We start from the raw sequence: 22,959 nt of genomic DNA, 5'->3' as shown, positions 1-22,959 counted from the left end.
TATGGAACAACTATGGCATTAATCGTTCAAAAATATGGCGGTACTTCTATGGGTACTCCCGAGCGCATTTTAAATGTTGCTCGTCGTGTAAAGCGTTGGCATGACCACGGCCACAAGGTTGTAGTGGTTGTATCCGCAATGAGTGGTGAAACAAACCGCTTATTGGCTTTAGCGAAAGCCATTACCGAAACCCCTGATCCTCGTGAACTAGACCAAATGGTGTCTACGGGTGAACAGGTAACGATTTCAATGTTAGCAATGGCGCTCAATTCAATTGGTGTTGAAGCTAAGTCACTCACAGGTCGTCAAGTTGGTATCAAAACTGACAGCGCGTTTACCAAAGCCCGTATCGAATCTATTGATACAGATGTGATGACAAATCACTTGGATGCAGGTCGTGTCATTGTTGTTGCAGGCTTCCAAGGTTTCGACATTGATGGCAATACAACAACTTTAGGCCGTGGCGGTTCTGATACTTCTGGTGTTGCACTTGCTGCAGCATTAAAAGCAGATGAATGTCAGATTTACACAGATGTGGATGGGGTTTATACCACTGATCCTCGTGTTGCACCTAAAGCGAAAAAAGTTGATCGTATTTCATTTGAAGAAATGCTTGAAATGGCATCTCTCGGTTCTAAAGTATTGCAAATTCGTTCTGTTGAATTTGCAGGAAAATACCAAGTGCCTTTACGCGTATTATCAAGTTTTGATAATGACAATGATGGCGCATTCGACGAAGATTTCAAAAACAATGTCGGAACACTAATCACTACTGAAGCGGAAGACAATATGGAACAGCCAATTATTTCTGGTATCGCATTTAACCGTGACGAAGCTAAATTAACAATTTTAGGTGTACCTGATGAACCAGGTATTGCGTCTAAAATCTTATCGCCTATTGGTGCTGCAAACGTTGAAGTGGATATGATCATCCAAAACGTTGAAGAAGATGGCACAACTGACTTCACTTTTACCGTGAATCGTGGTGAACTTAAAAAAGCCAAAGCAATCCTAGAAGAAACGGCTACAGCGATTGGTGCGCGTGAAGTTGCTACGCGTGATGACATTGTTAAAGTGTCGATTGTTGGCGTTGGCATGCGTTCTCATGCAGGTGTTGCAAGTAAAATGTTTACTGCACTTGCAGATGAAGGGATCAATATCTTGATGATCTCGACTTCTGAAATCAAAATTTCTGTGATTATTGAAGAAAATTACTTAGAACTTGCAGTTCGTTCACTCCATACAGCCTTCGGTTTAGACCGTGAACATGGCGAATCGAGTGCGCGTGCATAATTTTTGATCAAATATAGCAACTTATTCGCTGTTTTGACCAAGAAAAAATCAGAGCCACTATAGTGTTTTCTATAGTGGCTCTGTTATATTAGTTTTTGAGGTTTTAGAGAAATTTCAATAGAGCAATGTGAAAATGAAAAATTTGTCACATTATTCTGTTAAAATTATCGGTGCTATTTAAAGTTGTGTTTTCTAGTTTTTAGAAATTCATCGCAGGTTTAGCGTTTAAGCAAGGAGATAAACATGCTGATTCTGACCCGCCGTGTCGGAGAAACTTTGATGATTGGGGATCAAGTCAGTGTTACTGTGCTTGGTGTTAAAGGCAACCAAGTTCGTATTGGTGTAAATGCCCCAAAAGAAGTTTCTGTACATCGCGAAGAAATTTATCAACGTATTCAACATGAGCGTGCTATGCACGAGCATTTGCAACATATTGATCAAGATTATCAACCTTCTTTTGAAGATGATAATTCGCAAAACACCTATAATCGTTAAGATTATAGTGGTTTTGGAAACTAAAGCGGCTTTTAAGCCGCTTTAAATTTTTATTGATCAGTAAAAAACATCATCCCTTTTATTCAAGACCCAGTGCTTTTTTGACTGGCGAATAGCTACGGCGATGTTGATCAATCACCCCATGTTCAGCGATGGCGTCAAAGTGTGCTTTGGTTGGATAACCTTTATGTTTAGCAAAACCAAATTGCGGATACAACTTGTCTAACTCAACCATTTCATGATCACGCGTTACTTTGGCTAAAATACTTGCCGCACTAATCTCAGCATGTAAAGCATCCCCGCCTACGACCGCATCACAGCTCATGCTTAAGCCTTTAGGAACTTTATTGCCATCTACAAGCACATGTTCTGGTCGCGTTTTAAGTGCCTCTACAGCACGTCGCATCGCCAATAATGAAGCTTGCAAGATATTCAGCTCATCAATTTCTTGATGTGTTGCTTCAGCAATTGCCCAAGCAATCGCTTTTTCCTGAATCTCAATGAATAACTTTTCACGTTTTTTTTCAGTTAATTTTTTAGAATCATTTAACCCTTGAATTGGGTTGTTTGGATCTAAAATAACTGCAGCTGCAACCACAGAGCCAACCAATGGACCTCGTCCTGCTTCATCTACACCAGCAACTAACATTTTCTTTCCTATCCTAAAAGAAGCTCAACAGGTTTTATCTGAGTTCATAGATCATCATCTTGAGATGATGACAGATCGAAAGCCCTTTTCTTTCTACATAACTTCAATCGACTGATCAAAATTTAGAATATTTTGCTTAGCGTGAAAGACGCCATTTAAAGAAAAGAGCATCAGTCCTAAGACCATGAATTTATCAATATACAAAAAACTGTATCAATAAATTCATATGTCTTTGATGCTTTAATGCAACTATCTCATCGCTTCTGCAACACATGCATTAATTGTTTTTGTCACCACATTTGAAACAATCGTAGCACGCGCTTGAGGATCTAAAGCAGCTGTTGCTAAATCTACAGTGCTAACACTTTGGGGTGCCTTTTCACTGACACAACCACAAATTTCACTTTGTACATTGTTTTTCTGGTCTGCAGTCATGACTTTTGTTGCAGTCTTCCAAGCAGGTAAATTATTCAGTTCAGTTGTACATTTCGCATTTATCGCGATTTTAAGCGCAACACCACCTAACTGCTGAGTTGTTGACGCTGCTGCAGCACCTGTTGGATCATTGGTCGCGCAAGCCGTTAGAGCTAAAGCGATTGAAGCAAGAAAGACAACGCGTTTTTTCACAATTTTTTCCTTTTTATGAGATAAAGCTAGGCTATTTTGCCTAAACTAACACTTGGATTAAACTAAAAATTTGAATAATCACCTCATTAGACGCTAAATGGATAAATATTTCACAATTATTGCTTTAAGCGTTGCAAATTTAAAACAATACGTTGAGTTTTTAGAACTGATTTCTTTTAATAAAATCCATATTATAAGCACTAAATTAAATTGGAATCTGTGTCATGCAACAAAAATCACAATACTATACAAGGACAGCACAATGGTTGCATTGGATTATGGCAATCATCTTTATTACCGCTTGGGTCATTGGTTTTTATAGTGGCAATTTTTTAAGCTATGATGTCGATGGACCGTTTAAAGGCGATGTCATTACCCTACATAAGAATATTGCATCGGTGATTATCTTTTTGGTGATTATCCGTATCTTTTGGCGTTACACTCACCCTGCCCCTGAACTACCTGAAACCATGTCACCATTGATGAAAACTTTGGCTCATTTAGGTCATTTGGGTTTATATTTCATGTTATTGGCATTGCCAATCACAGGATGTTTATTTAGCTGGAGTGCTGGTCATCCCGTGCCTGTATTGTACTTATTTGAGATTCCAAGACTTGTACAAGATAATCCCGATTTAACAGCGATTGTTAAACCTTTACATATTTATATTTCATGGGCTGCTGGCTTACTTCTTGTCGGACATGTTCTCGCTGCGCTCAAACATCATTTTATTGATAAAGACAATGTATTGAAAAGTATGACAGGACAAGGTTAACCATATACAGATTAAAAAGCCTATTAAAAGCACATCAAAACGGTGTGCTTTTTTTATATTTTTATTGTGGTTTAAATTTATGGCGCTTTAAATCCTAGATCTTTACTTTAATGCTTCTTTTGCACAACCTTTTAAACTATTCATCACTGCTTGTTGAATCAGCTTATTTTTTGCAGCTTCATTAAAAGTTGCCATCACCAGCTGTTTAGCTGGTACATCGTTCAAAGCATTCTCACTGACACAGCCACAGATTTTTTGCTGTGCATGTTGCTGTTGTGCAGCTGTCCATAAAAATGAGGATGCTTGCCAAATCTTTGACGCTTTTAACTCACTGGCACACTGCTGTTCGATTAAAGGCTTTAGCATTTTCTGCGTAATCGTTTCTGTGCTTGAGTCTGCACATGCAACAGTCACAGGTAAAATAATGAATAAGGTTAAACATGTTGTTAAAAATTTCATTCTATTTCCCTCATGAAAAAAAAAGCAGTGTTCACACACTGCTTTTATATGCTTAAAGAATATAGCTTGATTTAAGCCAATTGATCAATTTGATTGTTCCATTTTTGCTTTTCTTCATTTGAAATAAATGACGCTTCAAATGAATTTTTTGCCAATTGCTTTAACTCTGTATTTGAAAGATCTAGTGCTTCAGCAATCGAAATAAAATTATCATTCATATAGCCACCAAAATAAGATGGGTCATCTGAATTGACAGTCACATGCACACCTTTTTGCAATAAACGGTGAATATTATGTTGTGCCATATCATCCACCACACACAATTTTAAATTGCTCAGTGGGCAAACAGTCAAAGGCATCTTTTCTGCAATTAAACGTTGCATCAGTGCTGGGTCTTCTTCTGAACGTACACCGTGGTCAATACGGTTTACTTTTAATAAATCTAAAGCTTCCCAAACATATTCAGCAGGCCCTTCTTCTCCCGCATGCGCAACCACCAAGAAACCTTCTTTGCGTGCTTGAGCAAAAACTCGTTCAAACTTAGCTGGTGGATGCCCAACTTCGCTTGAATCTAAACCTACAGCAATAATTTGATCTTTATACGGCAAAGCTTGCTTTAACGTTTCAAATGCTGCTTCTTCACTTAAGTGACGCAGGAAGCACATGATCAAATGAGAGCTTATACCCAACTTTGTTTGAGCATCATCGCATGCACGTTGTAGACCATTGATCACCGTTGCAAAGGCAACCCCGCGGTCAGTATGTGTTTGTGGATCAAAGAACATTTCAGTATGTACAACTTTATCTTCTGCACATTTTTCAAAATATGCCCAAGCTAAATCATAAAAGTCTTGTTCATTGATCAGTACATTTGCACCTGCATAATAAATATCAAGGAAAGACTGTAGATTATGAAAGTTATACGCTTGTTTGACTTCTTCTACAGATTTATACGGGATATCAATTTGATTACGCTGAGCTATTGCAAACATCAACTCAGGCTCAAACGTGCCTTCGATATGTACATGGAGTTCCGCCTTAGGTAAGGCACGAATAAGTTCTAATCTATTCACGTTTTTCCTCAAACTTATTAAATTAAATTTCAATCATCCAAATCGTTTGGATTCATTTCAATCTGATTAAAACAAAAAAGGGTGCAAACTTGAGTTTACACCCTTTTCTTATTTAAATTTATTAACCACCAAATGCAACGAATTTAATCACCCAGAGCACAGCAATGATCCAAACCATATATGGAACTGTTTTCGCTTTACCTGTAAATAATTTAACCAATGCATAGCTGATAAAGCCCATTGCAATACCGTCTGCAATAGAATAAGCAAATGGCATAAATACAATGGTTAAAAATGCTGGAACTGCTTCAGTAATATCATCCCATTCAATATTGATGATACCTTGAATCATCAACACACCAACAAATAATAATGCTGGAGCAGTCGCAAATCCGGGAACAGATTGAGCCAATGGTGCTAAAAATAAACACGCTAAAAATAAAATACCGACAACAACTGCAGTTAAACCTGTACGACCGCCTGCAGCAACACCCGCAGATGACTCAATATAAGGCGTTGTTGATGATGTACCCAAAGCAGCACCAGCAACAATTGCAGTAGAATCTGCAAATAGCGCTTTTTTCAAACGTGGTAATTTACCATCTTTCAATAAACCAGCACGATGTGAAACCCCGACCAATGTTCCGGTTGAGTCAAATAAATCAACCAAGAAAAATACGAAAATCACGCCGACTAAACTTACCGTAAATAAGTTTTCAAAATTCATTTGCATGAATGTCGGTGCAATAGAAGGAATCGAACCAACAACCCCTTTAAATTCATTTAAACCTAAAGCTGTTGCAATACCAGTGATTGCTAAAATACTGATAATAATTGCGCCACGAATTTTATAGTGGTGCATAATCACGATCAGGAAAAAACCCAATAAAGTCAGTAAGACTGTAGGTTGTTTTAAATCCCCCAGACCCACCAAAGTTGCTTGATTTGCAACAATAATGCCTGAGTTTTTCAATGCAACCAGTGCAAGGAATAATCCAATACCACCACCGATTGCAAATTTCAATGACATTGGAATCGCATTGACAATGGCTTCACGGATTTTAAACATGCTAATTGCGATGAAGACAAGTCCGGAAACAAATACAGCAGCCAAAGCGGTTTGCCATTCAACGCCCATACCTAAACAAACAGAATAGGTAAAATAAGCATTCAGCCCCATACCTGGTGCAAGTGCAATCGGATAGTTTGCAACAACCCCCATGACCAAACAACCAATCGCAGCGGCTAAACACGTTGCCACAAATACGGCGCCATGATCCATACCTGTTTCTGAAAGAATCAATGGGTTAACAATGATGATGTAGCACATTGTTAAAAATGTCGTTAAACCTGCCAGTATTTCGGTTCTAAACGTTGTTTTGTTTTCGCTCAGTTTAAATAAGCGTTCAAGCAAACCCGCTGAAGGATTTGGATTCGTCATTGTTGAGCCCCTGTTAAGTTTGAGCTATTCGTTGATAAAATCGAGTTCATTTAAAAAAAATGCTAAATGCCGTCAATTAAGGCCATAATTCAGCATTCAATAAACATACCAAAATGACATTTCCGATAAAAAACTTGAATTAAAAAAGCTGCAGATTAGCAGCTTTCATTTTCTAGAAGGTTTAACGGTCGTTATCGATTACATATTACAAATTATAACATACAGTTTAAATAATTTTATCAATCTGATGCTTTTAGTCATCCAATTCATGTGAACTCAGAAGTTTAGTGCTTTAAGGATATACAGTACGTAAATCAAATCACCGTATTACTTACTTTTAAATGATTGTGATTATTAGGATTAGACTCAATTTTCCGAATGGTTAAATTCGCATCTTTGATAATATTTTGCATTTCTTGTTGTTTTTTCTGTTGCGAATCGACATAAGAAAAATAGCCTAGAAATATCACACTACTAAACACGAAAAAAGTTACAAGCTTTACCATTTCAAAATCAAATCAGGGTATAAATTTCGCTGATTATACACATAAATGTGACACAAATAACACTTTAACAATAAAATTGTCCGACAAATCACAAGTATTAACTTGCGCTTTCATAGTGCATATCAGGCTTTAAATCCTGCTATACATCTAAAATGGTGCTATTTGTTTTAAATGATGATAAAAAAACAACATGAAACTTGATGAATCATAGGCAATCTTTAAATACATAAAATTTTTAACAACAAGAGTTTAGACAGCTTAGCTTACACACTTTTAAAAGCATGTAAGCTTTTAAATCAATAAGATTTAAATACACTATTCAAAGATTTAAGCCAACTCACTTAAGTTTTACATAGGGCCTTCAACTGATTCCACCTAAGGCTGCAATCAGTTGGGCTGTATTTTTTAACTGCAACTGCTTGAGCTGTAAAGTTGCCTGTTCCGCCTGTAAGGTTAAATTCTGTGCTGTGATCACTTCTAAATAACTGACTAAGCCAGCGTTATAGCGTCGAGTTACAACTTGTTCATTTTCTAAAGCAAGTTTAAATAGTTGAGCTTGTTCAGATTGTTGCTGTTTAAAACTGGATGACTGTAAAAGCGCGTCTTCAACCTCTTTCCAACCCGTTAAAACAGCCTGTCTATACGCTGCTGCTTTTTCAGCATAACTCGCTTGTGCTTGTGCAATCTCAGCCTTACGTTTTCCACCGTCAAATATCAATGCCGTTGTTTGTAATCCAGTCGACCACAAGTACTGTGGTGCTTGAAACAGTTGACTCAACACACGACTATTTACTTCACCCGTTAAACCAATACTGAGATCGGGTAACCATGCCGTTTGAGCCAAGCCCAATTGGGCATGTGTTGCAGCCAATTCACGTTCAGCACGTATCACATCAGGGCGTTGGATAAGCATCCGACTTGGTAGCTGAGCTGGTAATATTGGAACTTGAAAGTGCTGTTTCTGTTTGGCCAATTGAAATTGAGCAACCGTTTTACCTTGTACCACAGCTAAAATATTTTCTTGTAAATCACGTTCTCGCTGGGTTTCTATCTGCTGGATTTGCACTTGCTTGAGTTGCGTTTCAGCCTGTATCACATCCGCTCTCGCGATCATCCCTGCAATATATTGGTTATTTAAAATTTTGACGGAACGCTGATAACTGTGTTGGGTTTGTCGTAAAACATCCAACTGCGCATCCAGTACTCGGATATTCCAATAGCTTTCTGTGCCCAATAATTGTTGATTGAGTTTAACTGCAGCTAAGTCAGCCTGTGAAGCCTCTAAATTTGCCTGTTGCCCTTCAACTGCTTTGGCGACCCTGCCCCATAAATCAGGAATCCAACTGACCTGAACACCCGTTGTAAATTGGTTATTTGGCGTACTGTCCTTTGTTCCACTACGTTGTGCAGAACCATTTAACTTTAAACTTGGCAAACGGTTAGCGCGTTGCTGCTCAAGTAAGGCATTGGCTTGTTGATATCGTGCTTCCGCTTGTTTCAGACTCAAATTTTCTTGATTCAATTGTTGCATCAATTGACTAAGAATAGGATCTTGAAAAATTTCCCACCAAGTGTTGGCATTGACTTCTAAGCTTGAGGTTTTTTTCCAATTTAAAACAGCATATTTATAATGATCATCCGTTTGAAGGACTGGCACTTTATATTCAGGCGGATGCAACACAACAGTAGAATTGCATGCAGTCAATATCAATAACACACTAAGGCACATGACATTTTTAACGATTAAACTCTGCATTATATTTTCCTATTTACCTCAATGAAGTGCATATTTATTTTTCAATTTCAAACAAGATTCAGCACATTTTTCCAACACCAAATACAAGACAGGCGTTGTATACAACGTCAATAATTGACCCAAGGCTAAACCACCCACAATGACAACACCCAAAGGCTGACGTAACTCTGCCCCTTCTCCCCAGCTAAGTGCCAGTGGAATTGCACCGAGCAACGCTGCGGTATTGGTCATCAGAATTGGACGAAAACGGAGAGCTGCGGCAGACAAAATAGCCTGATATGCAGTCTTGCCTGCTCTTCTTTCTAATAAAGTAAAATCAATTAAAAGAATGGCATTTTTTACAACAATTCCGATCAATAAAAACATGCCCAAAAGTGCAATTAAGGTGAATTGGAAATTAAATAACCATAAGGTCAACAAAGCCCCCAAAGCCACTGCGGGTACTGTCGATAAAATCGTCAATGGATGAATCAGACTTTCATAGGTAACCCCAAGAACGATATAAATAAGTAAGATCACCACACAGACAAGTAACGGGGTCGATAAACCAGCCTGCAAACTTTCCGCCTCGACATCTTTATCTGTCATGATAAAAATTTCATTGGGTAACATCACTTCGGGTAAAACACTACGAATAGCTGCATCCGCTTGTTCATAGCTATAGCCTTGTTTAACCACATAACCAATCCCCATTGCGGCATATTGGTTGCGTCGATAAACCCGATCATTGGTAATACCATAAGACCATGTGGCAAAATTACTGAGTGGTACAGCAATCCCTTGTTGGTTTGGAATGCGTACATTTGCCAGCGCTTCAGGATGTTCAGTAAAGTGTTTATCGACTTCCATCACCACATAAAACTGTTGGGTTTGATCATAAATAGTCGAAATTTGGCGCTGCGAAAATGAGTTATTGAGTACACTTGAAATATTTTCTATGTCCACACCCAAACGACGTGCTGCTTCACGGTCAATGTCTAAAGTCACATGCTGGGCACCTTCATCGCCCATGGTTTCAACTTCTTCTAACTCTGGAAGCTTCTGCATTGCCTGAGCAACTTTAGGCACCCACTGACGTAGCAACGCAACATCATCAGATTGCAGTAACAACAAATAATCTTGCCCACTTCCACTTGAAAATGGATCATCCAATTCTAGTTCCTGTTTGACTTGTGCAGAAAAAATCGCACCTGCCAGCCATGGGGCATTTTTTTTAATTCTATCTACAATTTCATGTGAAGATTTGCCATCTCGCTCTGCTTTGGGTTTTAAACTCACCATTAAAAAAGAATTGGTGATTCCGCCAGCACCACCAGACGTACCAATCACATCTTTGACTGCGGGATCCTTTAATACACTTTCACTAAAGGTGGCGATTTTGGGTTGCATAATTTGAAAGGAGAAGCCATCATCCCCTCGAATAAAAGCTTCAACCCGTCCGGTATCTTGCTCAGGTAATACCCGTTTGGGTAATGTTTGATAGACATATACGGAGGCAGCGATTGCACCGCCCCATAGCAAAATGACCAAATAACCGTGTTTAATCATCCATTTCAGCGAATGCAAATAGAGCTGACTCAAACCCTGCATCAAGCGATGGCTATAGCGATACAAAACCTGATGTTGATAACTCTCTAATGGTTTTAAACAGCGTGCAGATAAGCTTGGCGTAAGGACTAGGGAGACAAATACAGATAAAATAATAATAAAAATCAGTGTTAAAGAAAACTCTCTAAACAATCGTTCGATTACACCTCCCATAAATAGCACGGAAATAAAGATCACCACCAAAGCCAAATTCATTGCCAGCAAGGTCAGACCGACTTCTCGAATACCATTTAAGGCAGCCTGTATAGGCTGTTCACCCTGTTCTATATGACGTTCAATATTTTCTAAAACCACAATTGCATCATCAACCACGAGCCCAATCGCAACAATGACTGCCATAATTGACAAGTTATTCAATGAAAATCCAGCGAGATAAACCAGGCTGCATGCGCCAATCAAAGTCACCAGCAAAGCAATACTTGGAACAAGAGCACTTTGCAGACGACCTAACATCAGTGCGACCACAATAATCACCAAAAGCATGGAAAATAATAAAGTATCCCTTGCCTCATTTAAGCCCGCCCGAATAATTTCCGATCCATCCATCACTGTGGTCAGTTGTGAATCTGCTGGAATTAATCTGCTTAACTCTGGTAGTTTTTCTTTGATCTTTTCAATTGTGGCAACGGTATTTGCATTGGGTTGACGGCTGATTTTAATAATAACCGCTGGTTTGCCATTGTGAAAACCACTTACATAACGGTTTTCGACCGAATCCTGTACCTCAGCCACATCTTTTAAACGGACAACTGTCTGACCATTTTGATGTATGATCAAATTGGCAAAATCATCCGCTTTTTTTAAACGACTTGGAAGCTCAACTTGCCAACGTAACTGTTCAGTTTCAATTACCCCTAAGGCTTGTACTGTATTACTTTTTACAATCGCTTCACGAACTTGCTCCAAAGACACCCCTTGTGAAATCAAGGCATTTGGATTGAGTTGAATTCGCACAGCTGGCATAGATGCCCCGTCAATGACAACTTCCCCAACCCCATTAATTTGCGCAATATTTGGCTGCAGCTGATTGCTGGCAATTTCATAGAGTTTGCCCGCAGAAAGATGTTCTGAACTCAATGCCAAATAAAAAATTGGACTCTGACTTGGATTGATCTTGAAATATTCAGGAGGGCTTGGCATTCCAGAAGGCAGCTGTGACATCGCAGCATTGATTGCAGCTTGGACCGCTCTGGCGGCTTCATTGATGTCAGTATTTAAATCAAAATGCAAAACCACTTGGGTTGCGCTTTGATTACTTGAAGAATTAATCGCTTTTACCCCTGAAACGCCCATCATGGCACGCTCTAATGGCGTCGCCACGGTGGCAGACATGCTTTCAGGACTTGCACCTGGTAAACTTGCTCGCACCACAATCGTTGGGATATCTGCCTGTGGTAACGCGGCTACAGGTAAGCGGAAATAGGCCAGTATACCCAATAATACAATTGCGATTCCCAGTAAAATACTGGCAACAGGTCGGTGAATAAAGGTCGAGAGAAAGGTCAAAACTCTCTCCTTGTCGTATCATGATCTGTGGGTAAATCATCTACAGATAAATCTGAATTGGTATGTTGCAATGAATATTGCAGACGATCAAAAAATAAATAAACCACTGGTGTAGTAAATAACGTGAGGACTTGACTTAAAATCAAACCACCCACCATGACGATCCCAAGAGGCTGACGTAATTCAGCCCCTGAACCCGATGCAAGCATCAATGGAATTGCCCCAACCAGTGCCGCAAGTGTGGTCATTAAAATTGGGCGAAAACGCATCAGTGCGGCTTGATAAATCGCTTTCTGTGGTGACAATCCGTCATTACGTTGTGCAGCCAAAGCAAAATCCACCATCATGATGCCATTTTTCTTGACCAGACCAATCAATAAAATGATCCCAATCAAGGCAATCATGTCCAACGGCCGATTAACCATAAACAGTGCCAACAAAGCACCAATTGCTGCAGATGGCAAGGTAGAAAGAATGGTTATCGGGTGAATAAAACTTTCGTACAGAATGCCCAACACAATGTACATGGTCACTATTGCTGCAATCACCAACCAGAACGTATGTTGTTGCGAGTTCTCATAAGCAGCAGCTGCACCTTGCAGTTTGACTTTGACTTCTGTTGGTAGATTTAGACGCTGTTGTACACGATCAATCGCTTTGATCGCATCCCCGAGCGCGACCCCTGATGCAAGATTAAAAGATACCCCATTGGCTGGAAATTGTGATTGCTGTTGCAGAATAATAGGCACGCGTTTTTGCACAATATTGGCAACAGAACTGAGTAATATCGGCTCTCCACTTTTATTATGAATATAGGTTTGCCCTAAAGCATCTATACCTTGAGTGAATGTTGGGTCCAGTTCTAAAACAATACGATATTGATTAGATTGCGTGTATAAAGTTGCAATCTGGCGCTGCGCAAATAAATTTTGTAAAGCTAAACTGATATCTTCAATGTTTAAACCCAAACGTGCTGCGGCATCTCGATTGACATCAATAAATGCTTGTAAGCCTTGTCCACCCTCTTCACTGGTGACTTGTGCAAATTCAGGTTGTAGTCGTAAAGCATCAACAAATATAGGAGTCCATTCGGCTAAATCTGTCGTTTTAGCAGCGCTTATACTCAGTTGATATTGAGTACGACTAATTTTATCTTCAATACTCAGCTCTTGTACTGGTTGCATCCAGCCTTGAATCCCTTCAACTTGAGCGAACTGTCCTCTAAGTCGTGCCATAATTTGATCTACAGGATCTCTTTCAGCATGCGGCTTTAGATTAATTAAAATACGTCCATTACTTAGTTTTGGATTATTGGCATCTATACCAATAAATGAAGACAAACTTTCCACAGCAGGATCTTTTAAGATCTGCCCCGCGAGTGTTTGTTGACGCTCACTCATGGCTTGGAATGAAATATCATCAGGCGCTTCAGTCACCACCTGTATGACACCACTGTCCTGTACAGGGAAAAAGCCTTTGGGAATCATCCAATACAGCAGACCCGCTAAAATGACGGTACTCAACATCACCGCAAGAGTCAGTACTTGATGCCGAAAAACCCACTGTAAAGCTTTACCGTATTGCTGGATAATTCGGTCTAGACTCCAGCGACTGTGAGAAGTTGAATGTTTGGCATTTTTTAATAAATATGCGCACATCATTGGCGTCAATGTAAGCGACACCACCAATGAAATTGCGATTGCTGCTGCTAAAGTGACAGCAAATTCATGGAACAGTCGCCCAACCACATCCCCCATAAACAGTAATGGGATTAATACTGCAATCAGTGAAATCGTCAGGGAAATTAAGGTAAAGCCGATTTCTTTAGATCCTTTAAGTGCGGCTTGTAATAAGCTTTCTCCTGCCTCACGATGTCGTGCAATATTTTCCAACATCACAATTGCATCATCGACTACAAAACCTGTCGCAATGGTGAGTGCCATTAAAGTCAGGTTATTGACAGAAAAGCCTAAAAAATACATGACGACAAAAGTACCAATAATCGACAGTGGTACGGCAATACTAGGAATAATCGTAGCGGATAAATTTCTTAAAAATAAAAAAGTCACCATCACCACCAAGCACACGGCAAAAACCAATTCTTTTTGCACATCATCAATGGAGCTACGAATACTCTCAGTTCGATCGGTTAACACTCGAATTTTGACATTTTCAGGCAGATTTTTTTGTAGCTCAGGCAATATTTGCTTAATCTGATCTGCAACTTGAATCACATTGGCATTCGGTTGGCGCTGTACATTAACCAAGATTGCAGCTTGACTGTCTGCCCAAGCCGCCATATAGCGATCTTCGCTCCCTTCTATGACTTTTGCCACATCTCTAAGACGTATCGGTGCGCCATTGTTCCAACGTAAAATTAGATTTTCATAATCTGCAATCGAGCGAATCTGATCATTGGCATCCAACATGGTGGTGCGATATGGTCCATCAAAGCTGCCTTTGGGTTGATTTGCATTGGCAGAATTAATTGCAGAACGCACATCCTCAGCACTCATTTTATAGGCAGCAAGTGCCGTAGCATTCATTTGCACGCGTATTGCTGGACGTTGCCCCCCCGCAAGGCTGACCATCCCGACACCTGAAAGCTGAGAAAGCTTTTGTGCAACTCGGGTATCCACCATGTCGTAGACTGTTGTTAAAGGTAAAGTTTCTGAACTGATGGCAAGGGTAATCACAGGAACATCAGCAGGATTTACTTTACGGTAAATCGGTGGTGCTGGTAGATCATTGGGTAATTTACTGCTGGCGGTACTGAGTGCTGACTGTACTTCTTGTTCAACGACACCAAGTTCTGCGCTCAGTTCAAACTGCAAGGTAATAACGGATGCCCCCACTGAACTACTAGAAGACATTTGCTTTAAACCAGCAATTTTTCCCATTTCTCGTTCGAGTGGTGCGGTGATTGTGCGTTGTACTGTATCGGGATTGGCGCCAGGTTGAAAAGTATAGACTTGAATAATTGGATAATCGACCTGTGGCAAAGCAGAGACAGGCAACAACCGCCAAACCAAGAAGCCACTCAACAACAGTGCTAACATCAATAATGTGGTTGCGACTGGACGTAAAATAAAGAACCGTGAAATATTCATGATTTATCCAGCAGTTGGCTTGGCCGTAGAAATTGACTGTTGATTCTCTACAACAATTTGAACTTCTTTGCCTTCCGAAAGACGATCAATTCCTTCAAGTACTACTTTCTCGCTCCCCTTTAATCCGTCTAAAACTTCAATTTGACCATTCGAGGTCATCCCCAGTTTTAACATGCGAATTTCGGCTTTGTTTTGCGGATTGATAATATAAACATAGCTGCCTTTTGCACCATGTTGTACAGCATCACTCGGGATACTGATTGCATTTTGAATGGTTTGAGTATTTAAACGCACATTGACAAACTGATTTGGGAATAAGGCATCATCATAATTATCAAAAATTGCTTTTATTTTTAAAGTCCCTGTACTGATATCAATCTGATTATCTATTGCTTGTACATGCCCCAGCGCAAGTTGTTTTTGCTCTGTTTTATCCCAAGCAGTTACCAACACTTTATCGCCATTTTTTAATGATTGACGCAGATTTGCTAAATAGTTTTCTGCCACTGAAAATTGCACAAAAATTGGATGAACTTGAGTAATACTGACTAAACCAGCACTTTCATTGGCTTGAATAAGGTTACCAGCATCTTTCTGTCTAAATCCAACCCGCCCCTCAATAGGCGCATAAATTTTAGTATAAGACAGCTGTAGTTTTGCAGCATCTACTTGCGCCTTGTTCGCCTGTATTTGACCTTTAAGCTGGTTGACCAGCGCCAATTGCTGTTCTACTTGTTGTTTTGCAATTGAATCTTGTTTAAACAGCAATTGATAACGCTGCAACTCTGTTTCAGCATTTTGCAATTGTGCTAAATTCTGCTGCCGTGTTCCTTCAGCCTGTGCAAGTGAGACCTGAAACGGCGCTGGATCAATTTGTGCAAGGAGCTGACCTTTTTTTACGGTTTGCCCTTCTTTAAAATAAATCTGCTGTAGAACCCCGGAAACCTGACTTTGTACATTCACAATATGCGTAGGAATGACTGTACCAATTGCTTTGATTTCAACCTGTAAATCTTGTCGTTGTACTGGCACAGTTCGCACGGGTACAGGTTTACTCCATTGGCTATATTCCTCTGCGGGTTTGGATGAGGTTTTTTTCCAATAGAAGCCTGCTAGTCCGAAAATAATCAGCAGCATAAATCCAATTAAATATTTAAATTTACGGCCAATAAAACTTTTTTTGGGGTTTACATTTACAGATGGCTTACTCATAAAAACTCTTATTCATAAAGTCGCAGAACGATCAAAATTTACAATTGCGAAATAATTAAAGTGAAATTTCACAGATATCCATTGTTCATCTCATTAATAATCAAGAATAAATAAAGGTTAGCTTCGCTAATTATCATGTTGCATTTTGTAATCTTTATTATTGCATTTAATAATCATTATCACTATCATTATTTTCAACACTTTCTTCCTCCAGCAAAACTCCATGTAGTTCGCTTTTTAAACAGGCAACTCTTATGCATTTGAACGTACAAAAGCAGCAATGGTTTGATCATATTTATCAAGACCATCAAAATACTTTACTTTTGTGGTTCAAACATAAACTTCACAACCATCATCACTCTGAAGATCTTAGTCAGGAGGTTTTTTATCGTGCATTAAAAAGTAATTACTGTTTTGAAAATATTAAAGAACCCAAAGCATGGTTATTGGGAATTGCGAAACATGTAATTATTGATCATTGGCGCCACCAACAAGTTGAACACTTATATTTAGATGCGTTAATACATACACCACAGGATGGCTATCCATCTGTAGAACATGAAATATGTATTCGAGAAAGTTTGTATCAAGTTCATCAAACACTAGAAAGGCTACCCGAACGCGTAGCACAGGTCTTTTTATTATCACAAATGGAAGGTATGACCTACCGCGCAATCGGTGAAAAACTTAATATTTCTGAAGCCACAGTAAAACGAGATATGAAACAAGCTTTTGTTGCCTGTTCCAGTATTTATAACACAACCTTTAATTCATAATATTTTTTACTTATAAAACAACCCATTAAATAAAACAATTATATAAACCCAATTAGGCATATTTAAAAATCCATCTCAAACTTACATGACATCGATCTATTGATCATACAAATAGTTGCTCTCCTCTATTCGCGCTTGTTCTCTACTGTTGTTACATCCAACAACATGCCCAGCATTTAAATCATAAAAAATGAGCTTTTTTTAAAACATAAACGACTAAGTACATGAATATGACTCATACGAGAATCTAATGAAGGAACATCAAAGCAAACATGCATTAGCAATTGCAATTCGAACTGCACTTTGGGGCGGATCTATTTTTTTAATAAATGGATCTATATTCGCAGCACCGAACCCATCTGATGGTCAAGAACAAAATTCTACACAACTTCCTACCATCACTGTATCTGCCAATAATACCAATAGCCTTACAACTGAAGGCTCTGGTTTATATACTGCTAAAGCCACCACAGCATCAACAGGCTTGGCACTCAGCCTAAAAGAAACACCGCAATTAGTCAGTGTAATCACACGTCAGCAAATGGAGGATCAAAACTTAACACAATTAACTGATGTCGTAACACAAGCTGCTGGATTAACAATTAATCAAGGTGGAAATATTGGCTCAGATAACTCACCAATTTATGCACGAGGTCAAACTGTAGACAACTATTTATTAGATGGTGTGAAATTACTGAACTCATATTCTAGTATTTTTCAAAGTCAAGACACTGCACTCTTTGACAGAATAGAGATTGTGCGTGGTGCAAATGGTTTAATGACTGGTGCTGGTTCTGCAAGTGCTAGTATTAATATGGTTCGAAAAAAACCATTACAAGACTTTAAAGCTTCTGTAAGTGCTAGTGCTGGTTCTTGGGATGCCTATAGAACAGATATCGATGTTTCATCACCATTGAATCAATCTGGTAATCTCCGTGGTCGTGCTGTATTGGCTTATCAAGATGGTGACTCTTATATCGATCGTTATGCAGAAGAACGCAAAGTTGCCTATGGTGTACTTGAAGCAGATTTAACAGATCGAACCAAAGCAAGTCTTGGAATTAGCTATCAACAAATTGATGTTTCAGGCATCGCCCGTGGGGGATTACCTTCATATTATACTGATGGATCTTTAATTGAATGGTCGCGCTCTGATTCGGCTGCTGCAGACTGGACGTACTCAGATCAATCAACTACTGCATTTTTTGCAGATATTGAACACAAGTTCAATGACAATTGGAAACTTAAAGGTATTCTTTCTCGAACAAAAACCTCTTCAGATGAAGTTGTTGGTTATGCTTATAGCTCAGGGATAGATAAACAAACTGGAAAAGGTGCTTTAATTTACGCAACACGTTGGGATTATGAACCTACTCAAAATTTATTTAATTTAACGCTGAATGGCTCATTTAATTTATTCAACCAAACCCATGAATTAGTTTTGGGAACAACTTTTACTAAAAGTGAGAATCAACGTCCAACCTACTCAGGCTGGAATAATGGCATGTCTTGGAATGGAAAATTAGACAATATTTTCAGTTGGAATGGCAATACACCAACTCGACCTGAGACGATGATTGACGGCTGGTATAGTGGCGATGACAGTAGTCATTCAATATTCGGTGCTGTCCGGTTAAAACCATCAGATAAGGCAGCAATTATTTTAGGAACACGTGTAGAAGACTGGAAACGTGTCGCTATAAATCATGACAATGCTAAAAATACAACAGATATCAAAACCCATAAAGAAAGTGGTGAAGTAATCCCCTATGTAGGACTTACCTATGATTTAACTGACCATTGGACAACATATGCCAGTTATACCAATATTTTTTCACCACAAGATAAAAAGACAGTTAAGGGGGACTATTTAGACCCTCTTGTCGGCAATAGTACTGAACTAGGGATTAAAGGTGAATTTTTTGATAATCAGTTGAATATAGGTGCTGCTGTTTATCAAACTAAAGAAGATAATTTTGCAGTCGCTGTTCCTGAACAACCCGATAATTCACACATTGCTCCCGATGGATCTCAAGCATATACAGCGGAATCTGGAACCAAAAGCCGCGGTATTGAATTAGAAGCCACGGGAAAACTCTCTGAGTTATGGCAAATTTCAGGAAGTTTTACTCGAAATTTATCACAAAATAGTCAAGGTAATAGTATAAACACCAACATTCCAAATAATACTGCTAAATTATTTAGTACCTATACTCTACCTTACTTTGATCAAGCTCTAACAATAGGTGGTGGCCTACGTTGGCAAAGTGATATTTATTCTGATATAACGCTCCCTGTAAAGACTCGTTTTACCCAAGACAGCTATACTTTGGTTGATTTAATGGCACGTTATAAAATCAATAAAAATTTATTGCTGAATTTAAATATCAATAACTTGTTTAATGAAAAATATCATTTAGCCACAACGAATAGTTACTACGGTGCACCAACTAATTTTAGAGTGGGGTTAAAATACGATTGGTAATTCTGAAACCTATTTATAATTAGCTAAACATTGATTTAGCTTAAAATAAACCAATGAGTTAGATGTAGAGAAAGTTACCGTTAAGGTAGCTTTCTCTACAAATTCAAATATTATCAAGATAACTAAAATAAACGCCTCTGCTGGTCTAGCAGTAAATCTCATCTAGTTCTTCCGTTGATTTTTAAGCTGCCTATATGGCAGTGAACTTTCTTTACCATTTTCATCAATGACAGTTTCATTTCTAAGCTGCCTATATGGCAGTGAACAATCTATTCAATCGCAGATTAAAGGTTTGTCATTTCTAAGCTGCCTATATGGCAGTGAACATCGGGTCCACGTCATATGAAAACGGTACCAATTTCTAAGCTGCCTATATGGCAGTGAACTATAATTTTAAATCAAAAAACACTCTGATAACAGCAAGTTAAATATAAAAACCATAAAATACCCAAAGTTTTTTAAAACATATATAACCAACTGATTTTATTAAACTATAAAATGATCAAAAAATATTGGGGGAAATTTTGGTACGAATAGAAGAATACCTAAACCCTAAAAAATCATTGTTTTCACTATTTCATACACAGCATTCCATCCATCCAAATAAAAAATACATAGCAAAAAACCATCCGCAGATGGTTTTCATAACGCATGATTTATTACTGAAGTGAGTTTTCACTTCAGTATGATTGATTAAAATTTAAAGGTTGCGCCTACAAATACTTTTTGACGCTCAACGAAGTATGCGTCTGCACCATTTGACAATTTTTTATCAAGTAAATTAGTAAAGCCACCACGTACAGTGAGCTTATCATTCACTTGATAATTGCTTGCTAGATTTACAATCGTATGTGGTTTTTGCATCGTAGGAGTAGCGCTTTTATCAGTTAAATATTGCTTACCTAAATATTGCGCAGACAATTCTACATTGAGTGGATCTATCGGTTGCCAATTTAGGGCTGAATTTACCGTTAATTTTGAAGTGGTCAGTAAGGTTGCACCAGTATCTTCATTTTTTGCTTTTAAGAAATACGTTGCATTATTATTCCATTTTAGATTGTCTAAAACTGGGAAATTTACAACCATTTCTAGACCACGCGTTACTGCATTTTGAATATTTTCATTTCGAGTAAACCAAATACCACCTTCGTGACCTAACGGCGAATAAGTGATTTTATTTTTAAAATCTGTATGGAAGAATGTCAAACCTAGGTCTGTACCAAAACCAGTATAATTTACACCAATTTCATAGTTTGTGCTTTCCTCAGGCTTAAGGTTTGGATTACCTGTCATAAAGCAGCTACCACCCGTATAGGTATCTGGCTTTTGCTTACTGTCATACCAAATTTTACCTCTTAACCCATTGCAACCATTCCCACCAGATTCAGTTGCCCCACCAGGAGATGATTCTTTCACAGTTGGTGCACGGAAACCTTTTGCGATCCCCCCTTTAATCACAAGATCATCCATTGGACTATAAACTAAATAACCTCTTGGACTATGATGCTCACCATATTTATCATCATGATCTAAACGATTCCCTACTGTTAATGTCAAATTATCGAGCAGTGAAATATTGTCTTCAAGAAATAATGCCCAATTTTTATTATCCACCTTAGGGTCGGTATAGCTTTTCCCATCCCAACTGCCACCAGGTAGAGTACCAATCGTATCAGTATTGGTTAATTCTTGTTTTTTCCATTGACCGCCAACAGTTAAGACTTGCTTAAACATTAGCTCAAATGGCATGGTTAAGCTACCCTCAACAATCAATTCATTTGATTTACTCGTAACCTTATTAATACTTGAATCATAATCATTGTAGTATGCGCTTAACTTAGATTTACCAATTGCCCACTCACCATCATGCGATACGCTAAATGAATTATGTTCTAATTTTTTAGCTCCCCAACTAGTCTCCTGTTCTGCACCTGTTTTGGCGTTAATTTGAGAACCTTTTTCATTCTTTTGGATACTGTGCCCTGCTTCAAAACTGAATGACTGTTTATCTGTTGGCTGATAGTGCAACATCGCATTGTAGTTTTGATCTTGAGAACCTGTGGTTCCGTTACCTGCTGAATATTTCTTATCTGCCTCTCGTTCAGTCATCCCTGCCGTCAAGCGTAAACCTAAGGTGTCAGTTAATGGACCAGCAGCCATGACACCTGTTTGTATAGAAGTGCCTAAATCAGACGAAGTTGTTGGCTGAGTATAATTTAAAGTGACATTACCGCCCCAAGCATTGGGAATCTTCTTAGTAATAATATTAATTACACCTCCCATCGCATCTGAACCATATAAGGAAGACATTGGACCACGAACGACTTCAATTCTTTCAATCATATCGGGTGTAATCCAGTTTAAATCCTGACGACCTAAATCTGGACGATAACTTACATCTCTTGAAGACCCGATGCGTTTACCATCAACTAAAATCAGTGTGTAATTGTCTGGTAAACCACGCAATTTAATCTTAGAACCTTCCTTCGAAGGACTAATTCCACCTGTTACCCCAGGGACTTTACTTAATAACTCTCCAAGACTACCCACAGGTTGTTTTTCAATATCTTCGCTTGTAATAACACTAATACTTGCTGGTGCTTCTTTAACATCTACTGCCTGACTACTCGCAGTCACCACAATTGTTTTTAACTTTGTCGCATCTTCAGAAGTATCTTTTGCATATGCTGAAATTGACATTGCTGTGAGTATAGAGATTGACAGCGTTTGAAATCTTAATTGTTTATTCATGTTAATACGCAACTTAAATTACGGAGGAATTGTGAAAGAATTGTTGCGTATTGTATTTGAGCAAAATCTCAAATGCAATTACTAATAATAATAATTATCATTTATATATTTTTAACTTGAGGTAAATTTATGCAAATACACTTAATCTCAAATACATGAAAAGTATTGTTTTTAAAGACCAAATTCAAGGAATAGTTTTATCAAAGTTGAATTCAAAAATTTATTTTTGGGTGTCCTTTTTATAGCTTTCTTTTTCTACAAAAAAAGAAAGCTTACAAGCCATCAACCTGCTTGTAAGCTCTCTTTTGCTTATTTTACTCAATATCATCAAGCTCAAATTGGTCAGCTTTAAAGAATCAAATACATTAAAAATTTATAAATATCAAAATCGTCAATAATTAGCACAACATTTTTGATCAATTTTTTCTGATTCAAT

General features: G+C 38.4%; 15 protein-coding genes. 5 read left to right on the top strand and 10 right to left on the bottom strand.

Annotation, left to right across the window (positions count from 1 at the left end):
* Positions 1 to 12 precede the first annotated feature (12 nt).
* Both FY049_RS09815 and csrA read left to right on the top strand, forming a co-directional pair.
* A complete protein-coding gene (locus FY049_RS09815; protein ID WP_004721171.1) occupies positions 13 to 1,293 on the top strand; it encodes an aspartate kinase in 1,281 nt (426 codons plus the stop codon).
* 243 nt (positions 1,294 to 1,536) lie between these two features.
* A complete protein-coding gene (csrA, locus tag FY049_RS09810) occupies positions 1,537 to 1,788 on the top strand; it encodes a carbon storage regulator CsrA (protein WP_004721174.1) in 252 nt (83 codons plus the stop codon).
* Positions 1,789 to 1,867: 79 nt separating this feature from the next.
* Here csrA and rnhB read toward each other — a convergent pair whose 3' ends face one another.
* Both rnhB and FY049_RS09800 read right to left on the bottom strand, forming a co-directional pair.
* Complete coding sequence (rnhB, locus tag FY049_RS09805; RefSeq protein ID WP_056510505.1) at positions 1,868 to 2,437, bottom strand: ribonuclease HII; 570 nt, start codon at positions 2,435 to 2,437, stop codon at positions 1,868 to 1,870.
* Between the two features lie 249 nt (positions 2,438 to 2,686).
* A complete protein-coding gene (locus FY049_RS09800) occupies positions 2,687 to 3,064 on the bottom strand; it encodes a hypothetical protein (RefSeq protein WP_004721179.1) in 378 nt (125 codons plus the stop codon).
* A 224-nt stretch (positions 3,065 to 3,288) separates the two neighbouring features.
* Between FY049_RS09800 and FY049_RS09795 the strand changes: the two genes are divergently transcribed.
* Positions 3,289 to 3,840 carry a cytochrome b gene (locus FY049_RS09795; RefSeq protein WP_446083642.1) on the top strand — a complete coding sequence of 184 codons (552 nt, stop codon included), beginning with the start codon at positions 3,289 to 3,291 and terminating at the stop codon, positions 3,838 to 3,840.
* Positions 3,841 to 3,942: 102 nt separating this feature from the next.
* On the opposite strand, the gene FY049_RS09790 is transcribed toward FY049_RS09795, so the two are convergent.
* The 7 genes from FY049_RS09790 to FY049_RS09760 all read right to left on the bottom strand — a co-directional run bounded on the left by FY049_RS09790 (position 3,943) and on the right by FY049_RS09760 (position 16,511).
* Positions 3,943 to 4,299: a hypothetical protein gene (locus FY049_RS09790; RefSeq protein ID WP_004721183.1), complete on the bottom strand. Its 357-nt coding sequence runs from the start codon at positions 4,297 to 4,299 to the stop codon at positions 3,943 to 3,945.
* Between the two features lie 71 nt (positions 4,300 to 4,370).
* A complete protein-coding gene (locus FY049_RS09785) occupies positions 4,371 to 5,372 on the bottom strand; it encodes an adenosine deaminase (RefSeq protein WP_446083641.1) in 1,002 nt (333 codons plus the stop codon).
* A 121-nt stretch (positions 5,373 to 5,493) separates the two neighbouring features.
* The gene (locus FY049_RS09780) at positions 5,494 to 6,813 is read right to left on the bottom strand and encodes an NCS2 family permease (protein WP_004721188.1); all 1,320 of its coding nucleotides are present in this window, start codon (positions 6,811 to 6,813) and stop codon (positions 5,494 to 5,496) included.
* 867 nt (positions 6,814 to 7,680) lie between these two features.
* The gene (locus FY049_RS09775; RefSeq protein ID WP_446083640.1) at positions 7,681 to 9,075 is read right to left on the bottom strand and encodes an efflux transporter outer membrane subunit; all 1,395 of its coding nucleotides are present in this window, start codon (positions 9,073 to 9,075) and stop codon (positions 7,681 to 7,683) included.
* 18 nt (positions 9,076 to 9,093) lie between these two features.
* Positions 9,094 to 12,189, bottom strand: a complete 3,096-nt coding sequence (locus FY049_RS09770; protein WP_446083639.1) for an efflux RND transporter permease subunit — start codon at positions 12,187 to 12,189, stop codon at positions 9,094 to 9,096.
* A complete protein-coding gene (locus FY049_RS09765; protein WP_446083638.1) occupies positions 12,186 to 15,299 on the bottom strand; it encodes a multidrug efflux RND transporter permease subunit in 3,114 nt (1,037 codons plus the stop codon). The genes FY049_RS09770 and FY049_RS09765 overlap by 4 nt, the downstream gene beginning before the upstream one ends.
* Before the next feature lie 3 nt (positions 15,300 to 15,302).
* Positions 15,303 to 16,511, bottom strand: coding sequence for an efflux RND transporter periplasmic adaptor subunit (locus FY049_RS09760; RefSeq protein ID WP_446083637.1), 1,209 nt, complete (start codon positions 16,509 to 16,511; stop codon positions 15,303 to 15,305).
* Positions 16,512 to 16,765: 254 nt separating this feature from the next.
* On the opposite strand from FY049_RS09760, the gene FY049_RS09755 reads away from it, so the two are divergent.
* Both FY049_RS09755 and FY049_RS09750 read left to right on the top strand, forming a co-directional pair.
* Positions 16,766 to 17,287, top strand: a complete 522-nt coding sequence (locus FY049_RS09755) for an RNA polymerase sigma factor (RefSeq protein ID WP_154129983.1) — start codon at positions 16,766 to 16,768, stop codon at positions 17,285 to 17,287.
* Between the two features lie 250 nt (positions 17,288 to 17,537).
* The gene (locus FY049_RS09750; RefSeq protein WP_446083636.1) at positions 17,538 to 19,772 is read left to right on the top strand and encodes a TonB-dependent siderophore receptor; all 2,235 of its coding nucleotides are present in this window, start codon (positions 17,538 to 17,540) and stop codon (positions 19,770 to 19,772) included.
* A 693-nt stretch (positions 19,773 to 20,465) separates the two neighbouring features.
* Here the strand turns inward: FY049_RS09750 and FY049_RS09745 are convergent.
* Complete coding sequence (locus FY049_RS09745) at positions 20,466 to 22,523, bottom strand: TonB-dependent receptor domain-containing protein (RefSeq protein ID WP_151958037.1); 2,058 nt, start codon at positions 22,521 to 22,523, stop codon at positions 20,466 to 20,468.
* Positions 22,524 to 22,959: the final 436 nt, after the last annotated feature.

It is taken from the genome of Acinetobacter sp. 1125_18A, from assembly GCF_052824985.1.
Note: the sequence above shows the minus strand (reverse complement) of the source record. Positions and strands in the feature narration are given on the sequence as shown.

Bases quoted from the DNA above. Each gene is read 5' to 3' on its own strand.
- FY049_RS09760 (WP_446083637.1), bottom strand. From the start codon at position 16,511: ATGAGTAAGCCATCTGTAAATGTAAACCCCAAAAAAAGTTTTATTGGC.
- FY049_RS09795 (WP_446083642.1), top strand. From the start codon at position 3,289: ATGCAACAAAAATCACAATACTATACAAGGACAGCACAATGGTTGCAT.
- FY049_RS09745 (WP_151958037.1), bottom strand. From the start codon at position 22,523: ATGAATAAACAATTAAGATTTCAAACGCTGTCAATCTCTATACTCACA.
- FY049_RS09790 (WP_004721183.1), bottom strand. From the start codon at position 4,299: ATGAAATTTTTAACAACATGTTTAACCTTATTCATTATTTTACCTGTG.
- FY049_RS09815 (WP_004721171.1), top strand. From the start codon at position 13: ATGGCATTAATCGTTCAAAAATATGGCGGTACTTCTATGGGTACTCCC.
- FY049_RS09765 (WP_446083638.1), bottom strand. From the start codon at position 15,299: ATGAATATTTCACGGTTCTTTATTTTACGTCCAGTCGCAACCACATTA.
- FY049_RS09755 (WP_154129983.1), top strand. From the start codon at position 16,766: ATGCATTTGAACGTACAAAAGCAGCAATGGTTTGATCATATTTATCAA.
- FY049_RS09750 (WP_446083636.1), top strand. From the start codon at position 17,538: ATGAAGGAACATCAAAGCAAACATGCATTAGCAATTGCAATTCGAACT.
- FY049_RS09780 (WP_004721188.1), bottom strand. From the start codon at position 6,813: ATGACGAATCCAAATCCTTCAGCGGGTTTGCTTGAACGCTTATTTAAA.
- csrA (WP_004721174.1), top strand. From the start codon at position 1,537: ATGCTGATTCTGACCCGCCGTGTCGGAGAAACTTTGATGATTGGGGAT.
- rnhB (WP_056510505.1), bottom strand. From the start codon at position 2,437: ATGTTAGTTGCTGGTGTAGATGAAGCAGGACGAGGTCCATTGGTTGGC.
- FY049_RS09775 (WP_446083640.1), bottom strand. From the start codon at position 9,075: ATGCAGAGTTTAATCGTTAAAAATGTCATGTGCCTTAGTGTGTTATTG.